Below are 22,279 nucleotides of genomic sequence, written 5' to 3'. Positions count from 1 at the left end.
TAAGCATCACACAAAAAGCCCCCAAGGCCGTAGGCCTTAGGGGGCTTTTTTTATCTCACAAAACGAGCCCTCAGCCGCTTCCAGATCGGCTCGCGGGGCGCGGCTTCGGCGCTCTGGCGCTGCGCTTCGTCCATCGCCTGCCGCATTAAGAGCTGCTGCGCGCAGATGGGGTCGGGTACGGCGGGCTTTTTGACGTAGCTGCCGTCCGGCTGCAGCACACGCGCCTTGACCGAATCGTGCTGCATCGCGTACAGAATATCGTGCAGCCGCGCCCGTACCTCGGGCGAGTCGATCGGGCAGGCAATCTCGACACGGCGCTCGGTGTTGCGCGTCATCAGGTCGGCGGAGGAAATGTACAGCTTTTCCGCCGCGCCCGTGCCGAAGCAAAAAATACGAGAATGCTCCAGAAACCGCCCGACGATGCTTGTCACCGTCACATTTTGGGTCTTGCCCGAAACGCCCGGCAGCAGGCAGCAGATGCCGCGCACAATCAGCTCAATCTGCACGCCCGCGCACGAGGCCTCGCTCAGCTTCTCAATCAGGTCAATGTCGGTCAGCGAGTTGAATTTCATCAAGATATAGCCCTCGCGCCCTTTGGCAATTTGCTCGTCAATCAGCGCAAGCAGGCTCGACTTGAGGCTGTGCGGCGCGACGAGAAGACGGTTGTACTCCCCGTCCAGATTGCCGAGCGCCATGTTGCTGAAAAACGCCGCCGCATCCGCACCGACCGACGGATTTGCCGTGATGAGCGACACATCGGTGTACAGCCGCGCGGTCTTTTCGTTGTAATTTCCGGTGCCCACCTGCGTGATATACCGCACCTGCCCGCGCTCCTGCCGCGTAATCAGGCAAATTTTCGAGTGCACCTTGTAGTCCTCGAAGCCGTAAATAATCTTGCAGCCGGCCTCCTCGAGCCGCTCTGACCAGTCGATGTTGTTCTGCTCATCAAAGCGGGCGCGCAGCTCGATCAGCACGGTCACATCCTTGCCGTTTTCGGCAGCCGCACACAGATATTCCACCAGCTTTGCCTTGCGAGCCAGGCGATAGATGGTGATGCGGATGGATAGCACCTCCCGGTCGGACGCGGCCTCACGAATCATCTGCAGGAACGGCTCCATCGACTCATAGGGATAGGAGAGCAGCACATCGCGTTTGGTGACCGTTTTGAGCAGGCTCTGTCCGGCGGGCAGCATGGCCGGCTGCTGCGGCTCAAACGGCGGGTCGGACAGCTCGCGCCGCTCGTCTTCAGGCAGCTTGTCACCCACCGAATAGGCATATTCCATCTTAATTGGCGCATGGGAAACGAAAATCTGATGGTCGGACACGCCGAAGCGATCGCAGAAGTATGCAATGAACCGGCGGCTGATTTCGCGGCCCAGCTCGACGCGCACCACGCCCAGCCGTCTGCGCTGTCGCAGCAGCTTTTCCATTTTCTTGCGAAAATCAGCCTCCACGTCGAACGCTTCGTCCTCCGGGTTAATGTCGGCGTTGCGCGTGACGCAGAACACCGTTTTTTCGATCACCTCATACATGCCGAACACGTGCGCGGCGTTGTGGTAGAGAATGTCCTCCACGCAGACATAGCGCACCCCGTCCCCGCCGGGCAGATAGAGCACGTCCGGCAGCGAGGACGGCACGGGCAGAATGCCGAACAGCTCGCCCTTCTTGTCCTTTTTGTCGCGCAGCAGTGCGCCGATGTGCAGCATCTTGCCGCCGATGTGCGGAAACGGGTGATGCATGTCCACAATCTGCGGCGACAGGATGGGCGCCACGACGTTCTTAAAATACTGCCGCACGAATTTCTGGTCGGCCGAGCCAAGCCGGTCAACGTGCAGGCGTGTCAAGCCCTCGCGGCGCAGACCCTCCTCCACCGCGTGCAGGGCGCGCGTGCGGCGCTCGTACAGCGGGGTGACGGCCGCGTAAATCTTGTGCAGCTGCTCTTTGGCGGTCAAACCGGATTTATTGTCCCGCGCGTTTTTGTCGACTGCCGCAAGGTCGGTCAGGCTGCCCACGCGAATCATGAAAAACTCGTCCAAATTGCTTGTGAAAATCGCGAGAAACTTGAGCCGCTCGAGCAGCGGCACGTTTTCGTCCTCCGCCTCCGCAAGTACCCGCGCGTTAAATCCCAGCCAGGAAAGCTCTCTGTTTTGCGTAAAGTCCCACGCCGCGCATCCCTCTTTACCGCTCATTTTTACACCCCTGCTATGCATTTGCGATGCCGCAGCGCTAACTGCGCCGCAATATCTGTTGAAAACCTGCGAATCCTAGCATATTTTCTGCTATTGTACCTTTATTATATCGAAGTTCCGTAAAGCGACAATCTATTTTGCGTGAAATCTCTGTAAATTATTCTAGGAATATACAATCCGTCGAAAGTTGCTGATTTTCCGGTGTTTTTGGTTGTTTCTTTTGAGTAAAAGGCGGGTTTGTTCTCAATTTCCGGATGTTCGGCGGCGGAAAACACGGAATTTGCTTGCGAACAGGCGGGTAATCTGCTACACTATTGCTGTGAATATTGAGAAGGGAATGAAAAATTTGAACATCTGGCATGACATTGATCCCCAGCATATCACGCCGAAGGAATTTATGGCTGTGATTGAGATTCCCGCTTACAGCAAAAAGAAATATGAACTGGACAAGGTGACCGGACTTTTGCGGCTCGACCGCATCCTATACACCTCGACGCACTACCCCGCCAACTACGGTTTCATCCCGCGCACCTACGCGGACGACGGCGATCCGCTCGACGTACTTGTGCTGTGTTCGGAGATACTCGATCCGCTAATCATGGTGAAGTGCTATCCGATTGGGGTTATCCGCATGATTGACGACGACGAGGTGGACGATAAAATCATCGCCATTCCGTGCGAGGACCCGACTTGGAATTTCTATCACGACATTGACCAGCTGCCCCCGCACTACGCCAACGAAATTGCGCATTTCTTCGAGGTGTACAAGGGGTTGGAGCATAAGCACACAACGACCTCGGACGCAATGACGAGCAAGGAAGCGATGGGGGTCATTGAGGACTGCATGGAGCGCTATCAGGTACATTTCTGCGGCAAGCGGCCGAGCAAGACGAGCCGGTCAAAGCCGGTGCTGCCCTACCCGCCCGAAGCGGAGGAAGCACAGAAAAAGAGCAAGTAAAGAGGAAAGCCGCCCATTGGGCGGCTTTTTTGCGCGGGTGAGGGGGCGGAACAGCGGTGACGCTCACGCGGGCATAGAAAAAGTCCCCGACCGAAGTCGGGGACTTTTATAGCTATTGCTATTACTCGCTAAAGAGATCGCCAGAAGTCTTTACAAGTTCCTTAGCAGCATCCAGCTCATTGCTGTCTGCATCGAAGATAACTGCGATAACCTTGTCGTCATCGCCGCCAACTACGACGTATGCGTTGGTAAGAACAGTCTCAGCATCGCTGGTCGAGTTCTTGCCTGCATTAGCAAGCTGAATCTGATCCATGGTAGCGCCTTCAACGCCTGCGGTATCCTCGTCCTTGATGCCGATGAATACGCAATCCTCGTCCAGAGTGATCTGGTTTGCGCCCTTGGCAATCAGAGAGTTTACAGCCGCGCCGGCAACGAAGGACAGCTCACCCTTAGCCTTGTAGTCAAAGCCGGTGATTGCAACTTCGGAGAATGCCTTCTCAATGTTAGCATTAACCTTGATGTTTTCAATGTAGCTGCCATTTACGTTGTAAGAAATTACAGCGCCAGCAACAGCATTAGAAACAACGCTTGCGGTATCAGCATACAGGGTTTCTGCACCGTTAGAAGTCCAAACCTCATAGGTGGCCTTATCCTCGCCGTCCTTGTCAGCCTTATAGCCGTCAGAGGTCAGGTAAGCATACATAGTATCCTTGGTTGCACCCGGTACGCTAGAGTCAGCGGCGGATACCAGTGCTGCCAGAGCAACATAGTTGATACCGTTCTTTTCCTTCAGTGCGTAAGCAAAGGAGGTAGTGGTCAGAGCGGAATCACTCCAGTTCTTAACCTGCTTGCCAGTCAGAACCTTGGTTTCCTTGCCAGTCTGTACAAATACTACAGCATCATCGGTCGGAGACTTGCCGGCAATCTTCTGGTCAGCATAGCCGCCAGTGGTGCCGGAAGCAACGGAGTCATAACCAGCCTTATTCGAGCTGCTCAGAGCCTTGATGTCATAAGTGCCATCAGACAGAACACTGTAGGTATACATCTTAGCTGCTGCAACGGAAGCTTCATTGCTTGTGGTCAGCTTCTCACCATCCAGCTTGGAAACCTTAACGGTCTTGTTAGAGGCATCGGTAAAGTAAGCGCGAACTTCCTTAGTGCCGTTGGTTTCGCCAACATATGCGTCAAAATCCTTTACGCCAGAGACGTACAGAACATCCTTGGAAGCAGCAGCAGTCTCGTCAGAGAACAGAACCACACCGCCTACGATAACCATATCATAGGTGTTGCCGCTCGTCGGCACGTCAGTCAGGCTAGATGCAAGCTTAACCCAAGTGTTGTCAACCTTAATTTCGCCAGTACGAGTACCAGAAACCTTCTGAGAAGTAACATCCAGCTTTACAACCAGATCCTTGTCAGCAGACAGGTTATCCTCAGAGGTAAACGCAACATAGTCGTCCTTTGCTACGCCATCATAGATGGTTGCATCTTTAAACTTAACGGTGTTGATGCCGTTGTTAACAGTAATAGAAGACTTGGAAACAGCGGTAACCTTACCAACCTTAACAGGAGAGTAAACAGCCGCGTCAACCTTGCCATCGCCATCATTGTCGATGAGCTTGATCGAAGAAGCAGCGTAGTTCTTGTCAACAGAACCCTTGACAACCTTATCAGCCAACGTATCGAAGCCCATCATAGCTTCATCAGTGTTGGCAGTCATAACGATTTCACCCGTGTTGTCAGCAGAATCCAGCTTGTAGGAGGTACCGTTCAGCTTGACCTTCTCAGTTCCGTCCAGTTCCAGAGCGCCAACATAGCCAGAGGCTACAACCTTAGAGTCATCATCAGCGTAGATGCCGTATACCTTAGAGGTATCGTTATCCTTGAGCATGACCTTAACATTCTGACCCATCAGATCAGAGTAGTCAGCCTCAACCTTCTTAAAGTCGGTTCCATTAATGGTAACGGTGAAGGTGTCCTTTGCATCTTCCTTGTTGACAGCAGTCAAGATGCCAGCAGAAGAGGTGGAAAGCTTCATGTACTTCTGGCCAACGGTCTCATTCTTTACAACGTTAACCCACTGAGAGCTGTCTTCGCCAGTCGGGCGGAGTTCGAGAACATTGGTTTCCTTCTTCTCGAAAGAAGAGGTATCAGCGCTCCAAACAACAGTGTCAGTATCCAGAGCGTTGCTGATAATCTGAGCAGCGTACTGACGGGGAAGGCCAGCTGCCAGATTGGTAGCGCCCATGTCGTCCAGCAGGCCAGCTTCAGAAGCCAGGGCCAGGGTCTTCTGATCCCAGCCAGTGCCGATCAGGCCAGCCTTGTCAGCCTGGTAGCCAGCAGTTACAAGCAGCATCTTAGCAGCTTCAGTACCAGTTACGAGTCCATCGGGATCGAAAATGGTAGCAGACTTACCAGCGATGATCTTCTGTGCTTCGCAGTACTTGATGAAGCCTGCAGCCCAGTGACCATTCACATCGGTAAACTTAGTAGCGATGTTCTTGTAGGAATCAGCATTGTCGTTGCCGCCGTTGCGGACAACATAAATCATTTTGGCCATCTCGGCGCGGGTAACAGTTCCTTCAGGCTTAAAAGAGCCGTCCGGGTTACCATTGATAACGCCCAGAGCCGAAAGCTTAGCTACGGCATCAACAGCCTTGATGTCGGCCTGATCCGTAAACGAAGCTGCACCAGCGAACATGGTGAACGCGCAAGCGAACGCCAGTACCAGTGCGAGAACCTTTTTGAGATTCTTCATAGGGGTTGTTCCTCCTTAATATTTTTGGGATTGCTCCCTTTTTACGTTGTCAATCATAGCATACTCATTTGGCCATCGTCAAGCATTTGACCCGCGATGTAACACGGGTGTAATATTACCCGCGGCGTATTACAGCACCCTGTAACAATACGCCGTTTTTCTTCCTTATTATATAAGATGCACGCACCGATCCCCTCCCCCGCACAGAAAAAGAGAGCCTCCGGTCGGCGGCTCTCTTTCATCGTTTTGATTTTAATAGGACATGATTGCCTTGACCGCCTCCGCAGTCGTGGTCTCCGGGAACAGCTCGAAGCCCACGCGGCCGGTATAGCCGCACGCCTGCAGGCAGTCGAACACCTTATTATAGTTAATCTCGCCCGTGCCCGGCTCGTGACGTCCCGGCGCGTCCGCAACGTGGATATGGCCGAGCTGATCGGCATTGGCGCGGATGGTGTCGCACAGCGAGCCTTCGTTGAGCTGCATATGGTACACGTCGTACAGCACCTTGAGCATCGGCGAGCCGATCAGGCGGGTCATCTCCGCCGCCATCTGCGTGTGCGCAAGGAAATTGCCGACGTGGTCGGTCGTGATGTTGAGCGGCTCGAGGTTCATCGCAATGCCGCTTTCCTCCGCGATTTTGGCGCATTCGAGCAGCATATCGTACATCGAGCACAGCTTAACGGTGTCAGACAGCTCGGTGTAGTGGTTGACGACAATACCGCCGTCGCCCAGCGCATTCGAGTGGATGGTGACGCTCTTTGCGCCGATTTTCTGTGCCGCGGCAACCGACTGGCGCAGGAAATCGAGGTATTTCTCCTTATGGGTGGGGTCGATCAGCGAATAGTCCGCGTCGCCGTTGAAGCCCGAAATGCCGATATCGGCCTTCTCGGCAGCCGCCTTGACCGCGTCCAAATCCTTGTCGGTCCAGCTCCAGAATTCGACGAACTCGAAGCTATCGTCCTTGGCCGCCTGAAAACGGTCGAGGAACGGAATTTCACTGTACATCGGCTCGATGCAGGCCGAACGGTTGAGTTTCAACATGATATGTCCTCCTTGCGGCGCGTGCCGCTGTCCCAATTTATGTGCTTTTGTTACTTTCTGCCCTCATTATAGGGCGGTGGCGGATGGCTGTCAATTCCTGTGCGCCCGCTTGCCCGCCAGACTTTTCGGCGGGTTTTTGGTTCTTTTCGACGATTGCACCGTTTCTCTCACAGCGGACTATTTGGTTTGCATTCTGCTGACCATCGACGATTTTAGCGGTATATCCGCTTAAGAATGTGCAGAAATATGTGCATCGCCCATTTGTGTGCAATTGCACGGAGGACTGCAAAACACCCCTGACTGCGGCCTTGACCGCGCGTCCGTGCAAAATAATCTGTGCAGTGCACAGGTTTTTGTGCTATGCTGTGGATAACAAGTTTCAGCGGAGGGATTTTTCATGGGTAAACAACCGACCATCCAAATGGTCGCCGATCGGGCGGGCGTGTCGCGCGGCACGGTTGACCGCGTGCTGAACAACCGCTCCTATGTCAAAACCGAGGTGCGCGAGCGCGTGCTGGACGCAATGCGCGAGCTGGGCTATCTGTCCCCGCGCGAGAAACATCTGCATATGGTGGAAGCCGCACGCTTCCGGCCGATTCGTCTGGGCGTGGTACTGCCGAGCTGGACAGGGCGCTTCAAGACCGAGGTCTGCCGCGGCATTGCGGCGGCGCAGGAGGAGCTCCGCGATTTTGGGGTCGAGGTTTCGCTTCTGGAGTGCTGCACCGAGCTGCCGGGTGAGGTCATTGAGCTGCTTGACCGCCTGACCGACTGGGGCGCGGACGGCATCGCGCTGTGCGCGGTGGGTGATCCTGCGGTCGAAGCGCGAATCGGCGCGTTAGCCGACGCAGGCGTGCCTGTCGTCACGCTCAATTCCGACCTGCCGCACAGCCGCCGCGTATGCTATGTCGGGCAGGATTATGAGAAAAGCGGCCGCATTGCGGGCGAACTGATGAGCAAATGCGTGCCGCCCGACGCGCGGGTGCTCGCCATGTGCGGCAATCTGGAGTTTGACGGCCACCGCCGCCGACTGGACGGCTTTTGCAGCCGATTGCACGAAAAAGGCTTCCAAACCGGACATATTGAGGTCGTTGAGACCTACAATGACTACGCCGTCACCCGCCGCAGGGTGCTCGAAGCGATTGCGCGCACGCCCGATCTTGCCGCGGTGTACATGGCCAACCGCAGCGTCACCGGGTGCTGCGAGGCCATCGGCGCGGCGGGCAAAACCGGCCTTATCCGCGTCATCGCGCACGATGTGTCCGAATCGACCAAACGCCTGCTGCGCGAAGGGCGGCTCGACCTGACCATCTCACAGGATTTATACGGACAGGGCTATCAGCCGCTGATGCTGCTCCGCGAGATGCTGCAAAAAGGCAAAACACCCGCGCAAACCCCCGCCCTCGGCGCAATGAGCATCGTCTGCGCCGAAAATGTGTAAGATTTCCCCGTCCTCCAGAGCGCAGCGACATAGAATTCTCAAAAAGGCAGGACATGTGCCTGCCTTTTTGCCCCCATTAAAAAAGCCCGCTTCTGCGGGTTTTTTTCGTATGAACACACCAAATTCGGCATATGCTACCTGTCGATGCAACCTGTGCTCAATCTATGAGGAGGAACAAACGATGCGAAAGAATCTTCTCGCACTTGGACTGTGCGCGGCCATGCTTGCCGGCGCGGCAGCCGGCTGCGGAAACAACACCAATTCCAACGCCGGTGAAACCGGCACACCGACCGCAAAGGGCGCGGTCTATTACCTCAACTTCAAGCCCGAGCAGGCCGATCAGTGGACCGCACTGGCCAATGCCTACACTAACGAGACCGGCGTGCCCGTCACCGTTGTGACCGCGGCTTCCGGCGGCTACGAGCAGCAGCTCAAGAGCGAAATGGCAAAATCCGAAGCGCCCACCCTGTTTCAGGTCAACGGCCCTGTCGGCCTTGCCGCGTGGAAGGCCTACTGCTACGACCTGTCCGGCTCGGACGTGGTTTCCGAGCTGACCAGCGACAGCTTCGCGCTGAAAAACGGTGACCAAATCGCGGGCGTTGCCTATGTGACCGAGACCTACGGTCTGATTTACAACGAGGAACTGCTCAGCAAATACTGCGAGCTGGACAATGCAAAAATCAAAAACGCAAGCGAAATCAACAACTTTTCCACGCTGAAGGCAGTTGCAGAGGATATTCAGGCGCGGCGCGACGAGCTGGGCGTCAAGGGCGCGTTCACCTCGGCCGGCATGGATTCGTCCTCCGACTGGCGCTTCAAGACCCACCTTGCGAACATTCCTGTTTATTATGAGTACCGCGACCGCAGCCTATCCACGACCGATGCGATTGAGGGCAAATATCTGGACAACTATCGCGCGGTTTGGGATTTGTATATCGAAAACGCAACCTGCGCCCCTGCCCTGCTGTCAAGCAAAACGGGTGACGACGCGGCGGCGGAGTTCGCCATGGGCGAAGCCGTGTTTTATCAGAACGGCACGTGGGCGTGGAACGACATCACCGGCTATGAGGTCGAGGATGACGACATCGGCATGATGCCGATTTATATCGGCGTGCCCGGCGAGGAAAATCAAGGTCTGTGCACCGGTTCGGAAAACTACTGGTGCGTCAACAAAAAGGCCAAGGATGAGGACATCATGGCAACGCTCGACTTCCTCAGCTGGTGCGTGACGAGCGACAAGGGCAAGACCGCGCTGACCGACATGGGCTTTGTCTGCCCGTTCCGCGGCTTTACCGACCAGTATGCACCCGATAACCCGCTGCTTGAGGCCGCGCGCGAGGACATTGAAGTCGGTCACACCCCGGTTGACTGGTGCTTCACGACCATGCCGAGCGAAACCTGGAAAAACGGCGTGGGCGCGGCGCTGCTCGAATACGCGCAGGGCACCGGCAAGTGGGATGCGGTTCAAACCGCCTTTGTCGAAGGCTGGAAAACCGAGTATCAGGCCTCGAATCCCGCAGCTTAATCTGAATTTGCAGAAAACGGACGCACAAAACCGTCCGTTTTCTGCAGTTTATCCCCGGAAAAGGAGCGTATCCAATGGAAAAGGCCATCAAAAAAACCTTTGCCCTATTCGCACTGCCGACGCTTGCCGCCTTTGTGATCGGCTTTTTCGTGCCGTTTATTCTGGGCATTTATCTGTCTTTCTGCCGCTTTACAACCATTTCCGACGCGCAGTTTACCGGCCTTGCCAATTACCGCGCGCTCGCGGGTGACGGTGTTTTTCTGCACTCGCTGTGGTTTACGGCGGCGTTTACCGCGGTCACCGTTGTGCTGATTAACGTGCTGGCCTTTGCGGCCGCTCTGTTGCTCACACGCAGCTTTCGCGGCACCAATGTATTCCGCGCGGTGTTTTTTCTGCCCAATTTAATTGGCGGCATCGTGCTGGGCTACATCTGGCAGCTGATTTTTAACGGCATTCTGAGCATATTCGGGCGTACGCTGACCTACAGCAGCGTTTACGGCTTTTGGGGACTGGTCGTGCTGATGTGCTGGCAGCAGATCGGCTATATGATGATTATTTATATCGCGGGTCTGCAGTCCATTCCGGACGCGCTGTACGAGGCCGCCCGCATTGACGGCGCGAACGGACGGCAGCTGCTCTTCCGCGTGACCGTGCCGATGTCGATGCCTGCCATCACCATCTGCACCTTTCTGACGCTGACCAATTCCTTCAAGCTGTTCGACCAGAACCTTGCGCTGACCGCCGGTCAACCCTCGCAGATGACCGAGCTGCTCGCGCTGAACATTTATAACACCTTCTACGGCCGTGCCGGTTGGGAGGGCGTGGGACAGGCCAAGGCGGTCGTATTCTTCCTGCTCGTCGCCCTGCTTGCCATGATTCAGACACGCCTGACCCGCTCGCGGGAGGTGCAGCAATGAAGAAAAGGCGAAATCCCGCGCTGACCATTCTGTTTTCGGTCATTTCGGTCGTGTATATCGCACCGATTCTGATTGTGCTGATGAACTCCTTCAAGCGCAAGGCCTATATTAACCGCTATCCCTTCGCTCTGCCCAACGCCGACACCTTTGTCGGGCTGGAGAACTACACCTCTGGCATCGAAAAAATTGACTTCTGGCGGGCATTCGGCTACAGTGTGTTTATCACAACCGTGTCGGTCGCTGTCATTTTACTGTGCACCTCAATGTGCGCGTGGTATATCACGCGCGTGCCCGGGCCGTTCAGCCGCATTTTCTATACGCTATGCCTGTTTGCCATGGTTGTGCCCTTCCAAATGGTCATGTTTCCCCTGTCCAAGGTGACCGATTTGCTGCGTTTGAACACGCCCATCGGCATTGTGCCGGTTTATCTGGGCTTCGGTGCGGGTCTGGCCGTGTTTTTGTTCTGCGGCTTCATGCGGTCGATTCCGATTGAGGTCGAGGAGGCCGCGATGATTGACGGCTGCTCACCCACGCAGACCTTCTTCTTCGCCGTGCTGCCCATGCTGCGGCCGACGCTGATTTCGGTCGGCATTCTGGAAACGATGTGGATTTGGAACGACTATCTGCTGCCGCTGCTCGTGCTCAACCAGAAAAAATACAAAACCCTGCCCATCGCCATCCAATACCTCAAGGGCGGCTACGGCTCGATCGACTGGGGCGCGATGATGGCAATGCTTGTGCTCGCCATCGTGCCGATCATCGTTTTTTATCTGGCGCTGCAAAAGCACATCATCAAGGGCGTGGCCGCGGGCGCGGTCAAGGGCTGAAAAGGAGGGGTTTTTTATGCGAACAAGCGGCATTTTGCTGCACATTACCTCGCTGCCGTCCCGTTGGGGCGTTGGCACGCTGGGCGCTGAGGCACGTGCCTTTGTCGACCGCCTGCACGAGGCCGGGCAGACATTTTGGCAGATTCTCCCCGTCGGCCCGACCGGCTACGGCGACTCGCCCTACCAGTCGTTTTCGACCTTCGCGGGCAATCCGTACCTGATTGACCTCGACACCCTGTGCGACGAGCACCTGCTTGCCCCCGCCGAATACCAGACCATAGACTGGGGACAGGACGCGGAGCACGTGGACTTCGGCCTGCTCTATCAGCACCGTTTCGAGGTGCTCGACCGAGCATGCTCACGGCTGCTGGAAACAGAAAACGAGGATTTTGACACATTCTGCACCGAAAACGCCGACTGGCTTGAGGATTACGCGCTGTTTTTCGCCCTCAAGACGGCACACGGCGGCGCACCGTGGTCCGAATGGGAACTTGGGCTGCGCTTCCGCGAGCGACAGGCGCTTGAGGCTGCAAGGCTTGAGCATGCTTACCAAATGTCGCTCTGCCGCGCGGCGCAGTACCTGTTTTTCCGGCAGTGGGCGGCGCTCAAGACCTACGCAAACGGCCTTGGCGTGCGCATCATCGGCGATTTGCCTATCTACGTTTCGGCGGACAGCGCCGATGTGTGGGCAAACCCCGGTCTGTTCCAGCTTGACGCGTCGCTGCGCCCGACCGAGGTTGCCGGTGTGCCGCCCGACGGCTTTACCGACAAGGGGCAGCTTTGGGGCAATCCCCTGTTCGACTGGGACGCGCACGCCCGCGAGGGCTATTCGTGGTGGATTTCGCGCGTGCGGCGGCAGTTTGACCTGTTCGACGTGCTGCGCATCGACCATTTCCGCGGCTTTGACACCTATTACGCCGTGCCCGCGGGCGATGCGGACGCGAAAAACGGCCGCTGGCGGCAGGGGCCGGGCATGGAGCTGTTTCGCGCCCTGCACGATGCGCTCGGCGCGCGACCGATTATCGCGGAGGACTTGGGCTATCTGACCGATTCGGTGCGCCGTTTGCTGCTGGAATCGGGTTTTCCGGGCATGAAGCTGCTGCAATTTGCCTTTGACAGCCGCGAGGACAGCGACTATCTGCCCCACAACTACACCAAAAACTGCGTGGTCTATGCGGGCACGCATGATAACGATACCATCAACGGCTGGATGCAGACCGCGCCTTCCGAGGACGCCGCCTTTGCCCGCGCCTATCTGCGCCTGACCGCCGAAGAGGGTTGGAACTGGGGCGTGATGCGTGCCGTCTGGGCGAGCGCGGGCGACACCGCCATCGTCACCATGCAGGACGTGCTCGGCCTTGGGAGCGAGGCGCGGATGAACACTCCGTCCACCCTCGGCGGCAACTGGACGTGGCGCATGCGTCCGGGCGCGTTCACCGAAACCCTTACGCGGCGGCTATATCACGATACCGCGCTTTACCGCCGTCTTCCACCCGATGCATCAAAGGAGGAATCCAAATGACCGAACGAATGAAGGCCGTACAAACCGCACTGGACACATTTTTGCTGCGCGAATATCACAAAACGGCCGCCGAAGCCAGTCCAAACGAGCTGCACATGGCGTTGTCACGCGCGATGATGAACGTCATTTCCGCCGATTGGCGCACCAGCCGCGCGGCGCACGCCGCCGCACGCCATACATTTTATCTTTCGGCAGAATTTCTCGTCGGCCGCGCAATTTTCAACAACCTGCTCTGCCTTGGCATGACGCAGGAGGTCGAAGAATTGCTGCGCGCGCAGGGCGCCTCGCTTGAGGAACTGGAGTCGGTTGAGGACGCCGCGCTCGGCAACGGCGGTTTGGGACGGCTCGCCGCCTGCTATCTCGACTCGGCCGCCACCCTGTCGCTCCCGCTTGACGGCTACGGTATCCGCTACCGCTACGGTCTGTTCAAGCAGCAGATCGAGCAGGGTTTTCAAAAGGAACAGCCGGACGACTGGACGCACTGGGGCGACCCGTGGTCGGTGCGCTGCGACGAGGAAGCGGTTGAGGTTGCCTTCGGGCGGCACACCGTCCGCGCCGTGCCGTACGATATGCCGGTCATCGGCTACGGCACGCACAACATCGGCACGCTGCGCCTGTGGCAGGCGGAGCCGCTGATTCCCTTTGATTTCATGCGCTTTAACGATCAGGATTACGACGGCGCGGTTGAAGCCAAAAACCGTGCCGAGGATATTTCCCGGGTGCTATACCCGAACGACTCGAGCGACGAGGGCAAGATTCTGCGGCTGGAGCAGGAGTATTTCTTCTCCTCGGCCTCGCTGCAGGACATGGTGCGCGCCTACAAGCGCGTGCACGGCACAGATTTTTTGCAGTTTGCCGCCCTGCACGCCGTGCAGCTCAATGACACGCACCCCGTGCTCGCCATTCCCGAGCTGATTCGCCTGCTGAAAAACGAGGGGCTTTCCTTCGACGACGCATTTGAAATCGCTCGCGCGGTCTTCTGCTACACCAACCATACCGTCATGCCCGAGGCGCTCGAAACCTGGCCGAAGGACTTGCTTGAACGCGCCGTGCCCGGCATGTACGCCATCATCGAGCAGATTGACGCCCGCCTGCACCGCGAGCTGACCGACCGCGGCGTGCCTGCCGACCGCATTTCCCGCATGTCCATTACCCGGGGGGACGCGGCGCACATGGCCGATCTTGCGGTTTACGCAGGGCGTTTCGTCAACGGCGTCGCGCGGCTGCACACCGAAATCCTCAAAAGCAGCGTGCTCGCCGACTGGTACGCCGTCTACCCCGAGCGCTTCCAGAACAAGACCAACGGCATCACCCAGCGCCGCTGGCTGGCGCTCGCAAACCCTGAATTGTCGGCGCTGCTCACCCGCCTGCTCGGCTCAGAGCGCTGGCTGACCGACCTGTCCGCCCTGCGTGAGCTGCTGTCCTTTGAAAACGACCAAGGCGTGCTGCGGGAGTTTATTTCAATAAAGAAAACCCGCCATCAGGCCTTTGCCGCGTGGCTGCGGCGCGTGCACGGCATCGAGGTCGATCCCGACACGGTTTTTGACGTGCAAATCAAGCGCATTCACGAGTACAAGCGCCAATTGCTGGGCATTCTGGCGATTTTGGAGCTGTATTTTGAGATAAAAAGCGGCGAGCTCTCCGATTTTGCGCCGACCACCTTCTTTTTCGCGGGCAAATCCGCGCCCGGCTATCTGCGTGCCAAGGGCATCATCAAGCTGATTGGCGCGGTGTCCGACCTGATTGCGGCCGACCCTGCCGTCGCGGGAAAAATCCGCGTGGTGTTTGTGCCCAATTATAATGTAACGGCCGCGCAGCAAATCATTGCGGCGGCCGACGTGTCCGAGCAGATTTCAACCGCGGGCACCGAAGCCAGCGGCACCGGCAACATGAAGCTGATGGCGAACGGCGCGGTCACGCTCGGCACGCTCGACGGCGCGAACGTCGAAATTGTCGAGGAAGCGGGACTGGAGGCCAACTATATTTTCGGCGCACATGTTGAGGAAATTCACGACCGCGCGGCGGACTACGACCCGAACGCGCTCTACCAGTCGGACAGCCGCATCCGCCGCGTGCTCGACGCGCTTGTGGACGGCACGCTTGACGACGGCGGCACGGGATATTTTCAGGAGCTGTACGACTCGATTCTCAAGGGCGCATCGTGGCACAATCCCGACCAGTATTACCTGCTGCTCGATTTTGGGCGCTATCTGGACGCAAAGCTGACCGTCAACCGCGATACGTGCGATGAAATCGCCTTCGCGCGCAAGGGCTGGCGCAACATCTGCACCTGCGGCAAATTCTCGTCCGATCGGGCGATTGCGGAGTACGCGAGCGATATTTGGAAGATCGAGTCCACCGCACGATAAGGGGGACCCAGTCCCTCCTATGGGTACCGCTCCCGCGGAAACGGCTCGACACCCCCGTTTCTGCGCTGCGGCGGCGCGATTGAAGGAGAAAAAGGCAGGCACTTGTCCTGCCTTTTTGTTATTTATCGTCGTGTTTTTCCCTGCGGAAGAGTTTTTCTTCGATACGCTCCCCCCGCCCTTGACATTTTGGGAAATTTGCGTTATGATAATCACAGAACGAAACGCAAACGTTTACGGTTTTGCATCTGGAGGGCTATCATGTATAAAATCGAGACCCATCTGCACACCACCTACATCAGCCACTGCGGCTGGCTGGGCGCGCAGGCGCTCATGAAGGCCTACTCGGCCGCCGGCTATTCCGCCATCTGTGTCACTGACCACTATAACCGCGAATGCTTCGACTATGCCGATATCGACCTGACCGCGCCCGGCAGCAAAACCGATGCGTTTCTGCTCGGCTACCGCCGTTTAAAGCGCGAAGCCGAAAAGTACGGCATCCTGATTTACGAGGGCGCGGAGCTGCGTTTTGACGAATCCAACAACGATTATCTGCTCTACGGCTTCAGCCACGACCTGCTCGCCGATCCGGATCAGGTCATCCGCGAGGGACTGGCTGCCTTCGTCCCGAAATACCGCGCAGACGGCGCACTGCTCGTGCAGGCGCATCCGTTCCGCAACAAATGCACCCCCGCTCCGGCCGAATATCTGGATGGCGTTGAGGTGCTCAACATCAATCCCCGCCACGACAGCCGCAACGACCTCGCCCGCGCCTATGCCGAGGAACACGGTCTGATTATGACCGCGGGATCGGATTGCCACCGTCCCGGCGACGAGGGCGCGTCCGGCATTTTGAGCGACACGCTGCCCCGGAACAGCGTCGAATTTGCACAGCTGCTGCGTTCGGGCAACTACACCCTGATTGAGCCGAACGACGAGCATTGAATCCGTCAAAAGAGGAGGTTTTGCCCTCCTCTTTTTTTGTGCATTCATGCCGTGTGATTTTCTGCATACCCTATTGACAAAACCCCGCCGCAGGATTAATATGAATACATGAACATATGAGCAAGTATTCATATATTGTTGATAAGGAGGACGACTCCATGGCAGAATTAAATGGAAAGCAGGCCTGCTCCTGCGGGCACGACCACCATGAGCACGACCACGGCGAGGCATGCGCCTGCGGACACGACCACCATGAGCACGACCACGGCGAGCATTGCGCCTGCGGGCACGACCATCACGAACACGCTGAGCATGCTCACAATCACCACTCCCCTGCTCCTGTGGACACTCATCGCCGCGCGGGCGGCAAAAAATGCATTTATACCCTGCAAAACCTCGGCTGTGCGCACTGCGCATCGCAAATGCAGCACCAAATCAGCGGTCTGGACGGCGTTTCCGACTGCGTTCTCGTCTACGAAACCCGCAAGCTTCACGTGACCGGCGACAACCCGGACGCACTGCTCCCCCGCATCCGCGAAATCTGTTCGTCGATCGAGAGCGAAGCACGTGTGCTCGCCCCGGAGGACGAGGACGAAGAAGTCTCGGGCGGTCATCCGCTGCTTGAAATCGGCGCGGGCGCGGCGCTCCTGCTCGCAGGTATGGCGCTGCCGCTGCCCTCCCCCGTCAAGCTCGTCTGTCTGCTCGCGTCCTACCTCATTCTCGGTTGGCGCGTGCTGTGGACAGCGGTGCGAAACATCGCAAAGGGCCGCGTGTTTGACGAAAACTTCCTCATGTCGCTCGCGACCATCGGCGCGGTCGTCATCGGCGAGTACGCCGAGGCGGTCGGTGTCATGCTGTTTTACCGCATCGGCGAGTATTTTGAGGATCGCGCGGTCGAACGCAGCCGCCGCCAGATTATGGACGCGGTCGATTTGCGCCCCGAAACGGTTGAACTGCGCGAAAACGGCGCAACACGCACCATTCCCGCGGGCGAAGCGCGCGTGGGCGATTTGGTGCTCGTCCGACCGGGCGACCGCGTACCGCTTGACGGCGAGGTCGTCGAGGGCGAAAGCCGTCTGGACACCTCGGCCATCACGGGCGAGCCGGTACCGGTGCGTGCCGCGGCGGGGGACAGCGTGCTGTCCGGCTGCGTCAACGTCGACGGCCTGCTCTGCCTGCGCGTCACGCACGAGTTGTCCGAAAGCATGGTCACGCGCATTCTCGACAGCGTTGAGAACGCCGCCGCGCAAAAGCCCAAGCTCGACCGCTTCATCACACGCTTTTCGCGCGTTTACACGCCGGCCGTCGTGCTCGTCGCACTGCTGACCGCGCTCATCCCCGGCTTTATAACAGGGGAATGGTCGAAATGGGTGTACACCGCGCTCACTTTTCTGGTCATTTCGTGCCCCTGTGCGCTCGTTTTGAGCGTTCCGCTGACCTATTTCGCGGGCATCGGCGCAGGCTCGAAGCGCGGCATCCTGTTTAAGGGCGGCGTTTCGCTCGAGGCGCTCGCCGACGTGAAGGCCATTGTCATGGACAAAACCGGCACGATTACCAAGGGCAATTTCGTTGTGCAGCAGGTCGTTCCAGTCGACGGACAGCGGGCAGAGGATTTGCTCGCGCTGGCTGTGGCCTGCGAAGCCGCCTCGACCCACCCGATTGCAAAATCCATCCTCGCGGCGGCAGCCGAGCAGGGCGTGCAGCCTCTGCCGGTATCCGATGTGCGCGAGCAGGCGGGCGAGGGTGTTTCGGCACAAATTTCTGATAAAACTGTGCTTTGCGGCAACAAAAAGCTGATGCAGCGGTACAACATCGACCTTTCTGGCTATCAGGGTGAGAAGGGGAGCACCGAGGTGCTGCTCGCCGCGGACGGACGGCTGATCGGCCACATTTCGATTGCCGACACGGTTAAGGACGACGCGCAGGATGCGGTTTCGCGCATGAAGCGGCAGGGTCTGCACACCGCGATGCTGACCGGCGACGCGGAGGACAGCGCGGATGCAGTTGCCGCCACCGTCGGCATCGACGAGGTGCGCGCCCGTCTGCTGCCGGGCGACAAGCTCGACGCGCTGGGCGACCTGCGGGCGAAAAACGGCGCTGTGATGTTCGTCGGCGACGGTATCAACGATGCACCCGTGCTTGCGGGTGCGGACGTCGGCGCGGCGATGGGCTCGGGCGCGGATGCGGCCATCGAAGCGGCTGACGTGGTGTTCATGAACTCCGAGCTGTCCGCTGTGCCGACCGCCGTGTCTATCGCGCGGGAAACCGGCAAAATCGCGCGGCAGAACATCATTTTCGCCCTCGCGGTCAAGGCGCTCGTCATGGTGCTCGGCTTTATGAACATCGCCTCGATGTGGCTTGCCGTGTTTGCCGATTCCGGCGTTGCCATGCTGTGTGTTTTGAACTCGATTCGGCTGCTTTACAAGAAATAATCCATGCTAAAAAAGAGGGAGGCTGCCGCGGCAGTCTCCCTCTTTTCTGTTGTTACAGTGCGCGGCGCATGTAAATCACGTCGTCCATCGGGTTGTCATAATACGCGGGGATTTGCTCAAACCCCAGCTTTTCATACAAATGAACCGCCCCTTGCAGCGGTTTTATCGTATCGAGCACCATTTCCTGATAGCCTTGCGCCTTGGCCGAGGCAAGAATCGCTTCCCCAAGTCCGCGTCCCGCCTTCAGCTTGCGAAACGCCTCCTTCACGTACAGCCGCTTCATTTCGCAGCGTTTTTCCGTCAGCCTGCGAAACGCCACACAGCCGATGACAGTGCCTTCCTCGGTCAGTGCCACCAGTATCTGTCCGTTCGGGGCGGCGTATTTGCTTTGCAGATCCTCAAGCTCCTGCTCGATGTGCTGAAAATGCAAATCGCGGTTTTAAAGGCGCGTATACTCGAGAATGAGCTGCTTCACTTCGTCTAGGGCAACACCGCACAATTCTAAGTGCGGGATTGCGCAGTCAGATTTTTTGCCAGATGTGTCAAAAAGCGCAGCAAATACTTTGTGTATTGGCGAGCATTTTTGGCGCATATGACGGAAAAGATGCAAGCAAGCGTGCGCTTAAGGCGCTAGCCGCGAATTGTGCGGTGTTGCCCTAAATACCTGCTGCCGTCCACAATGCTGACCGCCATGCTGTTTCCCTCCATATCAAAATGAATTGCTTGCTATTCCGCCTGAGCATGCTCAGCACACTTGGTTTTGCCCTCCGGCAGCTGCGCAAGCACGATGGACACGAACACGAGCACACAGCCGAGCATCTCGCGCCCCGACAGGTGCTGGTGCAGAATCAGCCAGCCCGCGAGCACCGCAAAAACCGATTCAAGGCTCATAATCAGCGACGCGACGGTCGGGTTCATGCCGCGCTGACCGATGATTTGGATGGTGTATCCCACGCCGCTCGACAGCACGCCTGCATAGAGCAGCGGCTTCCATGCGGCGAGCAGCTGGGGCAGGGAAGGCTCTTCGAACACGAGCATACCAAGCAGCGCCACCGCGCCGCAGACGAAAAACTGGATGCACGACATCTTGACACCGTTGCACAGCGGGATGAAATGGTCAATCAGCAGGATATGTCCCGAAAACATGGTGGCCGAAATAAAGACCAGAATGTCTCCGAAATTGAGCGGTGACCCGTCCTTGAAGCATAGAAAATACAGACCGAGCAGCGCAACGGCAACGCCGCACCACACGAGTCTGCCGCAGCGGCGGCCAAGCAGAAGGCCGAGCAGCGGCACGATTAAGATGTAGCACGCGGTCAAAAAACCGGCCTTGCCGACCGAGGTGTACTGCAGGCCGATCTGCTGCAAAATGCTCGCCACGCCGAGCACCGTGCCGCAGCAAATTCCGCCCGTCAGCAGAGTTTTTCTGCTGTTTCGGCGCTCCTCCGCCGCTTGTTTCGGCGCAGTGCCGCTTCGGCTGAGCACCGCGACCACGGGCAGCATCGATACGCCCGCAATCAGCGAGCGCACACACAAAAACGTCCACGGACCGACATGGTCCATGCCGACGCTCTGCGCCACAAACGCCACGCCCCAAATCATTGCCGCCAACAGCAGGAGCAAAGGACCTTTTACTTTCATGAATCATTTCCCCCCAAACTATGCGTATTTTCCCATTGTAGCATAGCTTCCGCGCCCCTGCAAGCGCACAAAGCGCCCCGTTTATGAAAACGGGGCGCTTTTCTTTGGTTTTACATGGCATCCCTGCGGTTTTCCATCCGCATGAGTCCCGGCGCGGTGGCCAGATGCTGCAAAAACTCATGCTGCGCGGTCTCAAAGCCCTTGACCGGGAAATTCGCACGAAAAGAAATAATGTACGTATTGTGCTTGGTGCGGCCGAACGACAGGTCGATGAGCGTTGCAAAATAATGCTCCGCCAATCGGTTGAGCTCGACTAATACATCGCCCATGTGCTCGCACTCCAGCTCCATTTCAAGCTCGGGACGGTTGCCGGTGCGCACGCGCTGCTGAATGCCGTCAAACGACACGAGCGTAAAGAACACCGCTGCCGTGCCCAGAAACGTCAGCCAATAATAACCCATACCAGCCGCAAGACCGAGACAGGCGACCGACCAGACGCTCGCCGCCGTCGTCAGACCGCGCACGGTGAAGCCCTCGCGCAGAATTGCGCCCGCGCCGAGAAAGCCGATGCCGTTAATGACCTGCGCACCCAGACGGGCGGGATCGGGTGCGGTGCCGAACTCTACATGTGTCTGATAATAGAGGATGCAGCTTATAATCATCACCACGCACGAGCCGAGCGCGACCAACATATGCGTGCGGATGCCCGCCGGGTGCGACGAGCGCGCCCGCTGTGCGCCGACTGCCAGACCGACGCCCATGCCTGCCAGCAGCCGCAGAATAATATCAACAATCGTGATTTGACCCACGTGGTTTTCACCTCCTCATGATTTCCCCGGAAATACGTGGACGCCGCGCCCCGTAGTTCGGGACGCGGCTCACACTGGATGAAAAAGGAGAAAGAGTAGAGAGTTTAGCGAAACAATCTGTCCCCGGCTTATGCCGGGCCGTTGGGATTGACGCGGTCAAGATACTCGACCACACCCAGAATACTGTCCACCACACAGTCGGGTTGGCAATCGGGAGCTACGCCGACATCCTTCTTTTGGGACAGAAAGGATTTGATTTGAATGGCCGCGCCAAAGCCGGCCTGCTTTGCGCCGATGACGTCGCGCGAGAGGGTATCGCCCACGTAAACGCAGTTTTTCGGCTCGGACTGCATCTGGCGCAGGGAAACTTCAAAAATACCGGGATGCGGCTTGCGGTAGCCGGTCACGCTTGACAGCGTTACATCCTGAAAATAATCGCGGATACCGTACCGCTCGAGCACGTTAAACACGGAATACAGCGACGCGGTGTTGGAAATCACACCCAGCTTATAGCCGCGCTCCTGCAGCGCCTGCAATGCCTCTGCCACGCCGGGGCGCAGCTCGCGATGGTAGTAGGTGACCTCCCACAGGTCGGCCAACTCCTCGGCAATGGCGGCAACCTTGTCTCGGTCGAGTGCGAAATCCGCCAGATAATAGTCCGGCCAGATCTCCTCTGGCTTCTTTTCGAGCGCGTTTTCCTCGCTCCACTTTTTATAACGCACCACACCGGCATTGACGCGGTTCCAGAAGGTGATGGCGTTGCAGCTTGTGTCCAAACCGTGCCGGTGCAGGGTCTCCATCAGCCTCGTGGTGACGGCCTCCGTTGTTTCAGCATTGTACCAGATGTCCTCCAGGGTGCCCCCCATGTCGAACAGAATGGTGTCGAACATGTTGTAAGTCCCTCCTTTTAT

At 57.6% G+C, this 22,279-nt stretch carries 17 protein-coding genes; 9 read left to right on the top strand and 8 right to left on the bottom strand.

What is annotated here, in order from left to right:
* Nucleotides 1-50: 50 nt before the first annotated feature.
* Complete coding sequence (gene ppk1, locus QOX26_RS06220; protein ID WP_283674098.1) at nucleotides 51-2,189, bottom strand: polyphosphate kinase 1; 2,139 nt, start codon at nucleotides 2,187-2,189, stop codon at nucleotides 51-53.
* 346 nt (nucleotides 2,190-2,535) lie between these two features.
* On the opposite strand from ppk1, the gene QOX26_RS06215 reads away from it, so the two are divergent.
* On the top strand, nucleotides 2,536-3,147 hold the full coding sequence (locus QOX26_RS06215; RefSeq protein WP_283674130.1) for an inorganic diphosphatase: 612 nt from the start codon (nucleotides 2,536-2,538) through the stop codon (nucleotides 3,145-3,147).
* A 121-nt stretch (nucleotides 3,148-3,268) separates the two neighbouring features.
* Here the strand turns inward: QOX26_RS06215 and QOX26_RS06210 are convergent, their stop codons facing one another.
* Nucleotides 3,269-5,905 carry an S-layer homology domain-containing protein gene (locus QOX26_RS06210; protein WP_283674097.1) on the bottom strand — a complete coding sequence of 879 codons (2,637 nt, stop codon included), beginning with the start codon at nucleotides 5,903-5,905 and terminating at the stop codon, nucleotides 3,269-3,271.
* 252 nt (nucleotides 5,906-6,157) lie between these two features.
* Nucleotides 6,158-6,946 (bottom strand): TIM barrel protein, encoded by a 789-nt coding sequence (locus QOX26_RS06205; protein ID WP_283674096.1) that lies wholly within the window; start codon nucleotides 6,944-6,946, stop codon nucleotides 6,158-6,160.
* 397 nt (nucleotides 6,947-7,343) lie between these two features.
* Between QOX26_RS06205 and QOX26_RS06200 the strand changes: the two genes are divergently transcribed.
* The 7 genes from QOX26_RS06200 to QOX26_RS06170 all read left to right on the top strand — a co-directional run bounded on the left by QOX26_RS06200 (nucleotide 7,344) and on the right by QOX26_RS06170 (nucleotide 16,486).
* Nucleotides 7,344-8,384 (top strand): LacI family DNA-binding transcriptional regulator, encoded by a 1,041-nt coding sequence (locus QOX26_RS06200; RefSeq protein ID WP_283674095.1) that lies wholly within the window; start codon nucleotides 7,344-7,346, stop codon nucleotides 8,382-8,384.
* Between the two features lie 181 nt (nucleotides 8,385-8,565).
* The gene (locus QOX26_RS06195) at nucleotides 8,566-9,909 is read left to right on the top strand and encodes an ABC transporter substrate-binding protein (RefSeq protein ID WP_283674094.1); all 1,344 of its coding nucleotides are present in this window, start codon (nucleotides 8,566-8,568) and stop codon (nucleotides 9,907-9,909) included.
* A gap of 74 nt (nucleotides 9,910-9,983) precedes the next feature.
* A complete protein-coding gene (locus QOX26_RS06190; protein ID WP_283674093.1) occupies nucleotides 9,984-10,826 on the top strand; it encodes a carbohydrate ABC transporter permease in 843 nt (280 codons plus the stop codon).
* Nucleotides 10,823-11,653, top strand: a complete 831-nt coding sequence (locus QOX26_RS06185) for a carbohydrate ABC transporter permease (RefSeq protein ID WP_283674092.1) — start codon at nucleotides 10,823-10,825, stop codon at nucleotides 11,651-11,653. The genes QOX26_RS06190 and QOX26_RS06185 overlap by 4 nt, the downstream gene beginning before the upstream one ends.
* A gap of 16 nt (nucleotides 11,654-11,669) precedes the next feature.
* The gene (gene malQ, locus QOX26_RS06180; protein WP_283674091.1) at nucleotides 11,670-13,175 is read left to right on the top strand and encodes a 4-alpha-glucanotransferase; all 1,506 of its coding nucleotides are present in this window, start codon (nucleotides 11,670-11,672) and stop codon (nucleotides 13,173-13,175) included.
* Nucleotides 13,172-15,544 (top strand): glycogen/starch/alpha-glucan phosphorylase, encoded by a 2,373-nt coding sequence (locus QOX26_RS06175; protein WP_283674090.1) that lies wholly within the window; start codon nucleotides 13,172-13,174, stop codon nucleotides 15,542-15,544. Before malQ ends, QOX26_RS06175 begins: the two co-directional genes overlap by 4 nt.
* A 258-nt stretch (nucleotides 15,545-15,802) precedes the next feature.
* Complete coding sequence (locus tag QOX26_RS06170; RefSeq protein ID WP_283674089.1) at nucleotides 15,803-16,486, top strand: PHP domain-containing protein; 684 nt, start codon at nucleotides 15,803-15,805, stop codon at nucleotides 16,484-16,486.
* A gap of 167 nt (nucleotides 16,487-16,653) precedes the next feature.
* Here the strand turns inward: QOX26_RS06170 and QOX26_RS06165 are convergent, their stop codons facing one another.
* Nucleotides 16,654-16,815: a hypothetical protein gene (locus QOX26_RS06165; RefSeq protein ID WP_283674088.1), complete on the bottom strand. Its 162-nt coding sequence runs from the start codon at nucleotides 16,813-16,815 to the stop codon at nucleotides 16,654-16,656.
* Nucleotides 16,816-16,827: 12 nt separating this feature from the next.
* Here QOX26_RS06165 and QOX26_RS06160 point away from each other — a divergent pair, with 12 nt between their 5' ends.
* The gene (locus QOX26_RS06160) at nucleotides 16,828-18,918 is read left to right on the top strand and encodes a heavy metal translocating P-type ATPase (RefSeq protein WP_283674087.1); all 2,091 of its coding nucleotides are present in this window, start codon (nucleotides 16,828-16,830) and stop codon (nucleotides 18,916-18,918) included.
* 52 nt (nucleotides 18,919-18,970) lie between these two features.
* On the opposite strand, the gene QOX26_RS06155 is transcribed toward QOX26_RS06160, so the two are convergent.
* The 4 genes from QOX26_RS06155 to QOX26_RS06140 form a co-directional block, all read right to left on the bottom strand.
* Nucleotides 18,971-19,348 (bottom strand): GNAT family N-acetyltransferase, encoded by a 378-nt coding sequence (locus QOX26_RS06155; protein ID WP_283674086.1) that lies wholly within the window; start codon nucleotides 19,346-19,348, stop codon nucleotides 18,971-18,973.
* 296 nt (nucleotides 19,349-19,644) lie between these two features.
* Complete coding sequence (locus tag QOX26_RS06150) at nucleotides 19,645-20,559, bottom strand: DMT family transporter (protein ID WP_283674085.1); 915 nt, start codon at nucleotides 20,557-20,559, stop codon at nucleotides 19,645-19,647.
* 110 nt (nucleotides 20,560-20,669) lie between these two features.
* A complete protein-coding gene (locus tag QOX26_RS06145; protein WP_283674084.1) occupies nucleotides 20,670-21,368 on the bottom strand; it encodes an MgtC/SapB family protein in 699 nt (232 codons plus the stop codon).
* Nucleotides 21,369-21,496: 128 nt separating this feature from the next.
* Complete coding sequence (locus QOX26_RS06140; protein ID WP_283674083.1) at nucleotides 21,497-22,258, bottom strand: HAD family hydrolase; 762 nt, start codon at nucleotides 22,256-22,258, stop codon at nucleotides 21,497-21,499.
* Between the last annotated feature and the right edge of the window lie 21 nt (nucleotides 22,259-22,279).

Origin of the sequence: Butyricicoccus sp. Marseille-Q5471, from assembly GCF_951230135.1 — a bacterium.
Taxonomy (GTDB): Bacteria; Bacillota; Clostridia; order Oscillospirales; family Butyricicoccaceae; genus Agathobaculum.
This window is presented reverse-complemented; position numbering and strand designations above follow the sequence as displayed.

What these genes read in the sequence shown, in the direction of transcription:
- QOX26_RS06200 (WP_283674095.1), top strand. Translation starts at nt 7,344, where the DNA reads ATGGGTAAACAACCGACCATCCAAATGGTCGCCGATCGGGCGGGCGTG.
- QOX26_RS06175 (WP_283674090.1), top strand. Translation starts at nt 13,172, where the DNA reads ATGACCGAACGAATGAAGGCCGTACAAACCGCACTGGACACATTTTTG.
- QOX26_RS06140 (WP_283674083.1), bottom strand. Translation starts at nt 22,258, where the DNA reads ATGTTCGACACCATTCTGTTCGACATGGGGGGCACCCTGGAGGACATC.
- QOX26_RS06170 (WP_283674089.1), top strand. Translation starts at nt 15,803, where the DNA reads ATGTATAAAATCGAGACCCATCTGCACACCACCTACATCAGCCACTGC.
- QOX26_RS06205 (WP_283674096.1), bottom strand. Translation starts at nt 6,946, where the DNA reads ATGTTGAAACTCAACCGTTCGGCCTGCATCGAGCCGATGTACAGTGAA.
- QOX26_RS06185 (WP_283674092.1), top strand. Translation starts at nt 10,823, where the DNA reads ATGAAGAAAAGGCGAAATCCCGCGCTGACCATTCTGTTTTCGGTCATT.
- QOX26_RS06210 (WP_283674097.1), bottom strand. Translation starts at nt 5,905, where the DNA reads ATGAAGAATCTCAAAAAGGTTCTCGCACTGGTACTGGCGTTCGCTTGC.
- QOX26_RS06195 (WP_283674094.1), top strand. Translation starts at nt 8,566, where the DNA reads ATGCGAAAGAATCTTCTCGCACTTGGACTGTGCGCGGCCATGCTTGCC.
- ppk1 (WP_283674098.1), bottom strand. Translation starts at nt 2,189, where the DNA reads ATGAGCGGTAAAGAGGGATGCGCGGCGTGGGACTTTACGCAAAACAGA.
- QOX26_RS06190 (WP_283674093.1), top strand. Translation starts at nt 9,984, where the DNA reads ATGGAAAAGGCCATCAAAAAAACCTTTGCCCTATTCGCACTGCCGACG.
- QOX26_RS06150 (WP_283674085.1), bottom strand. Translation starts at nt 20,559, where the DNA reads ATGAAAGTAAAAGGTCCTTTGCTCCTGCTGTTGGCGGCAATGATTTGG.
- malQ (WP_283674091.1), top strand. Translation starts at nt 11,670, where the DNA reads ATGCGAACAAGCGGCATTTTGCTGCACATTACCTCGCTGCCGTCCCGT.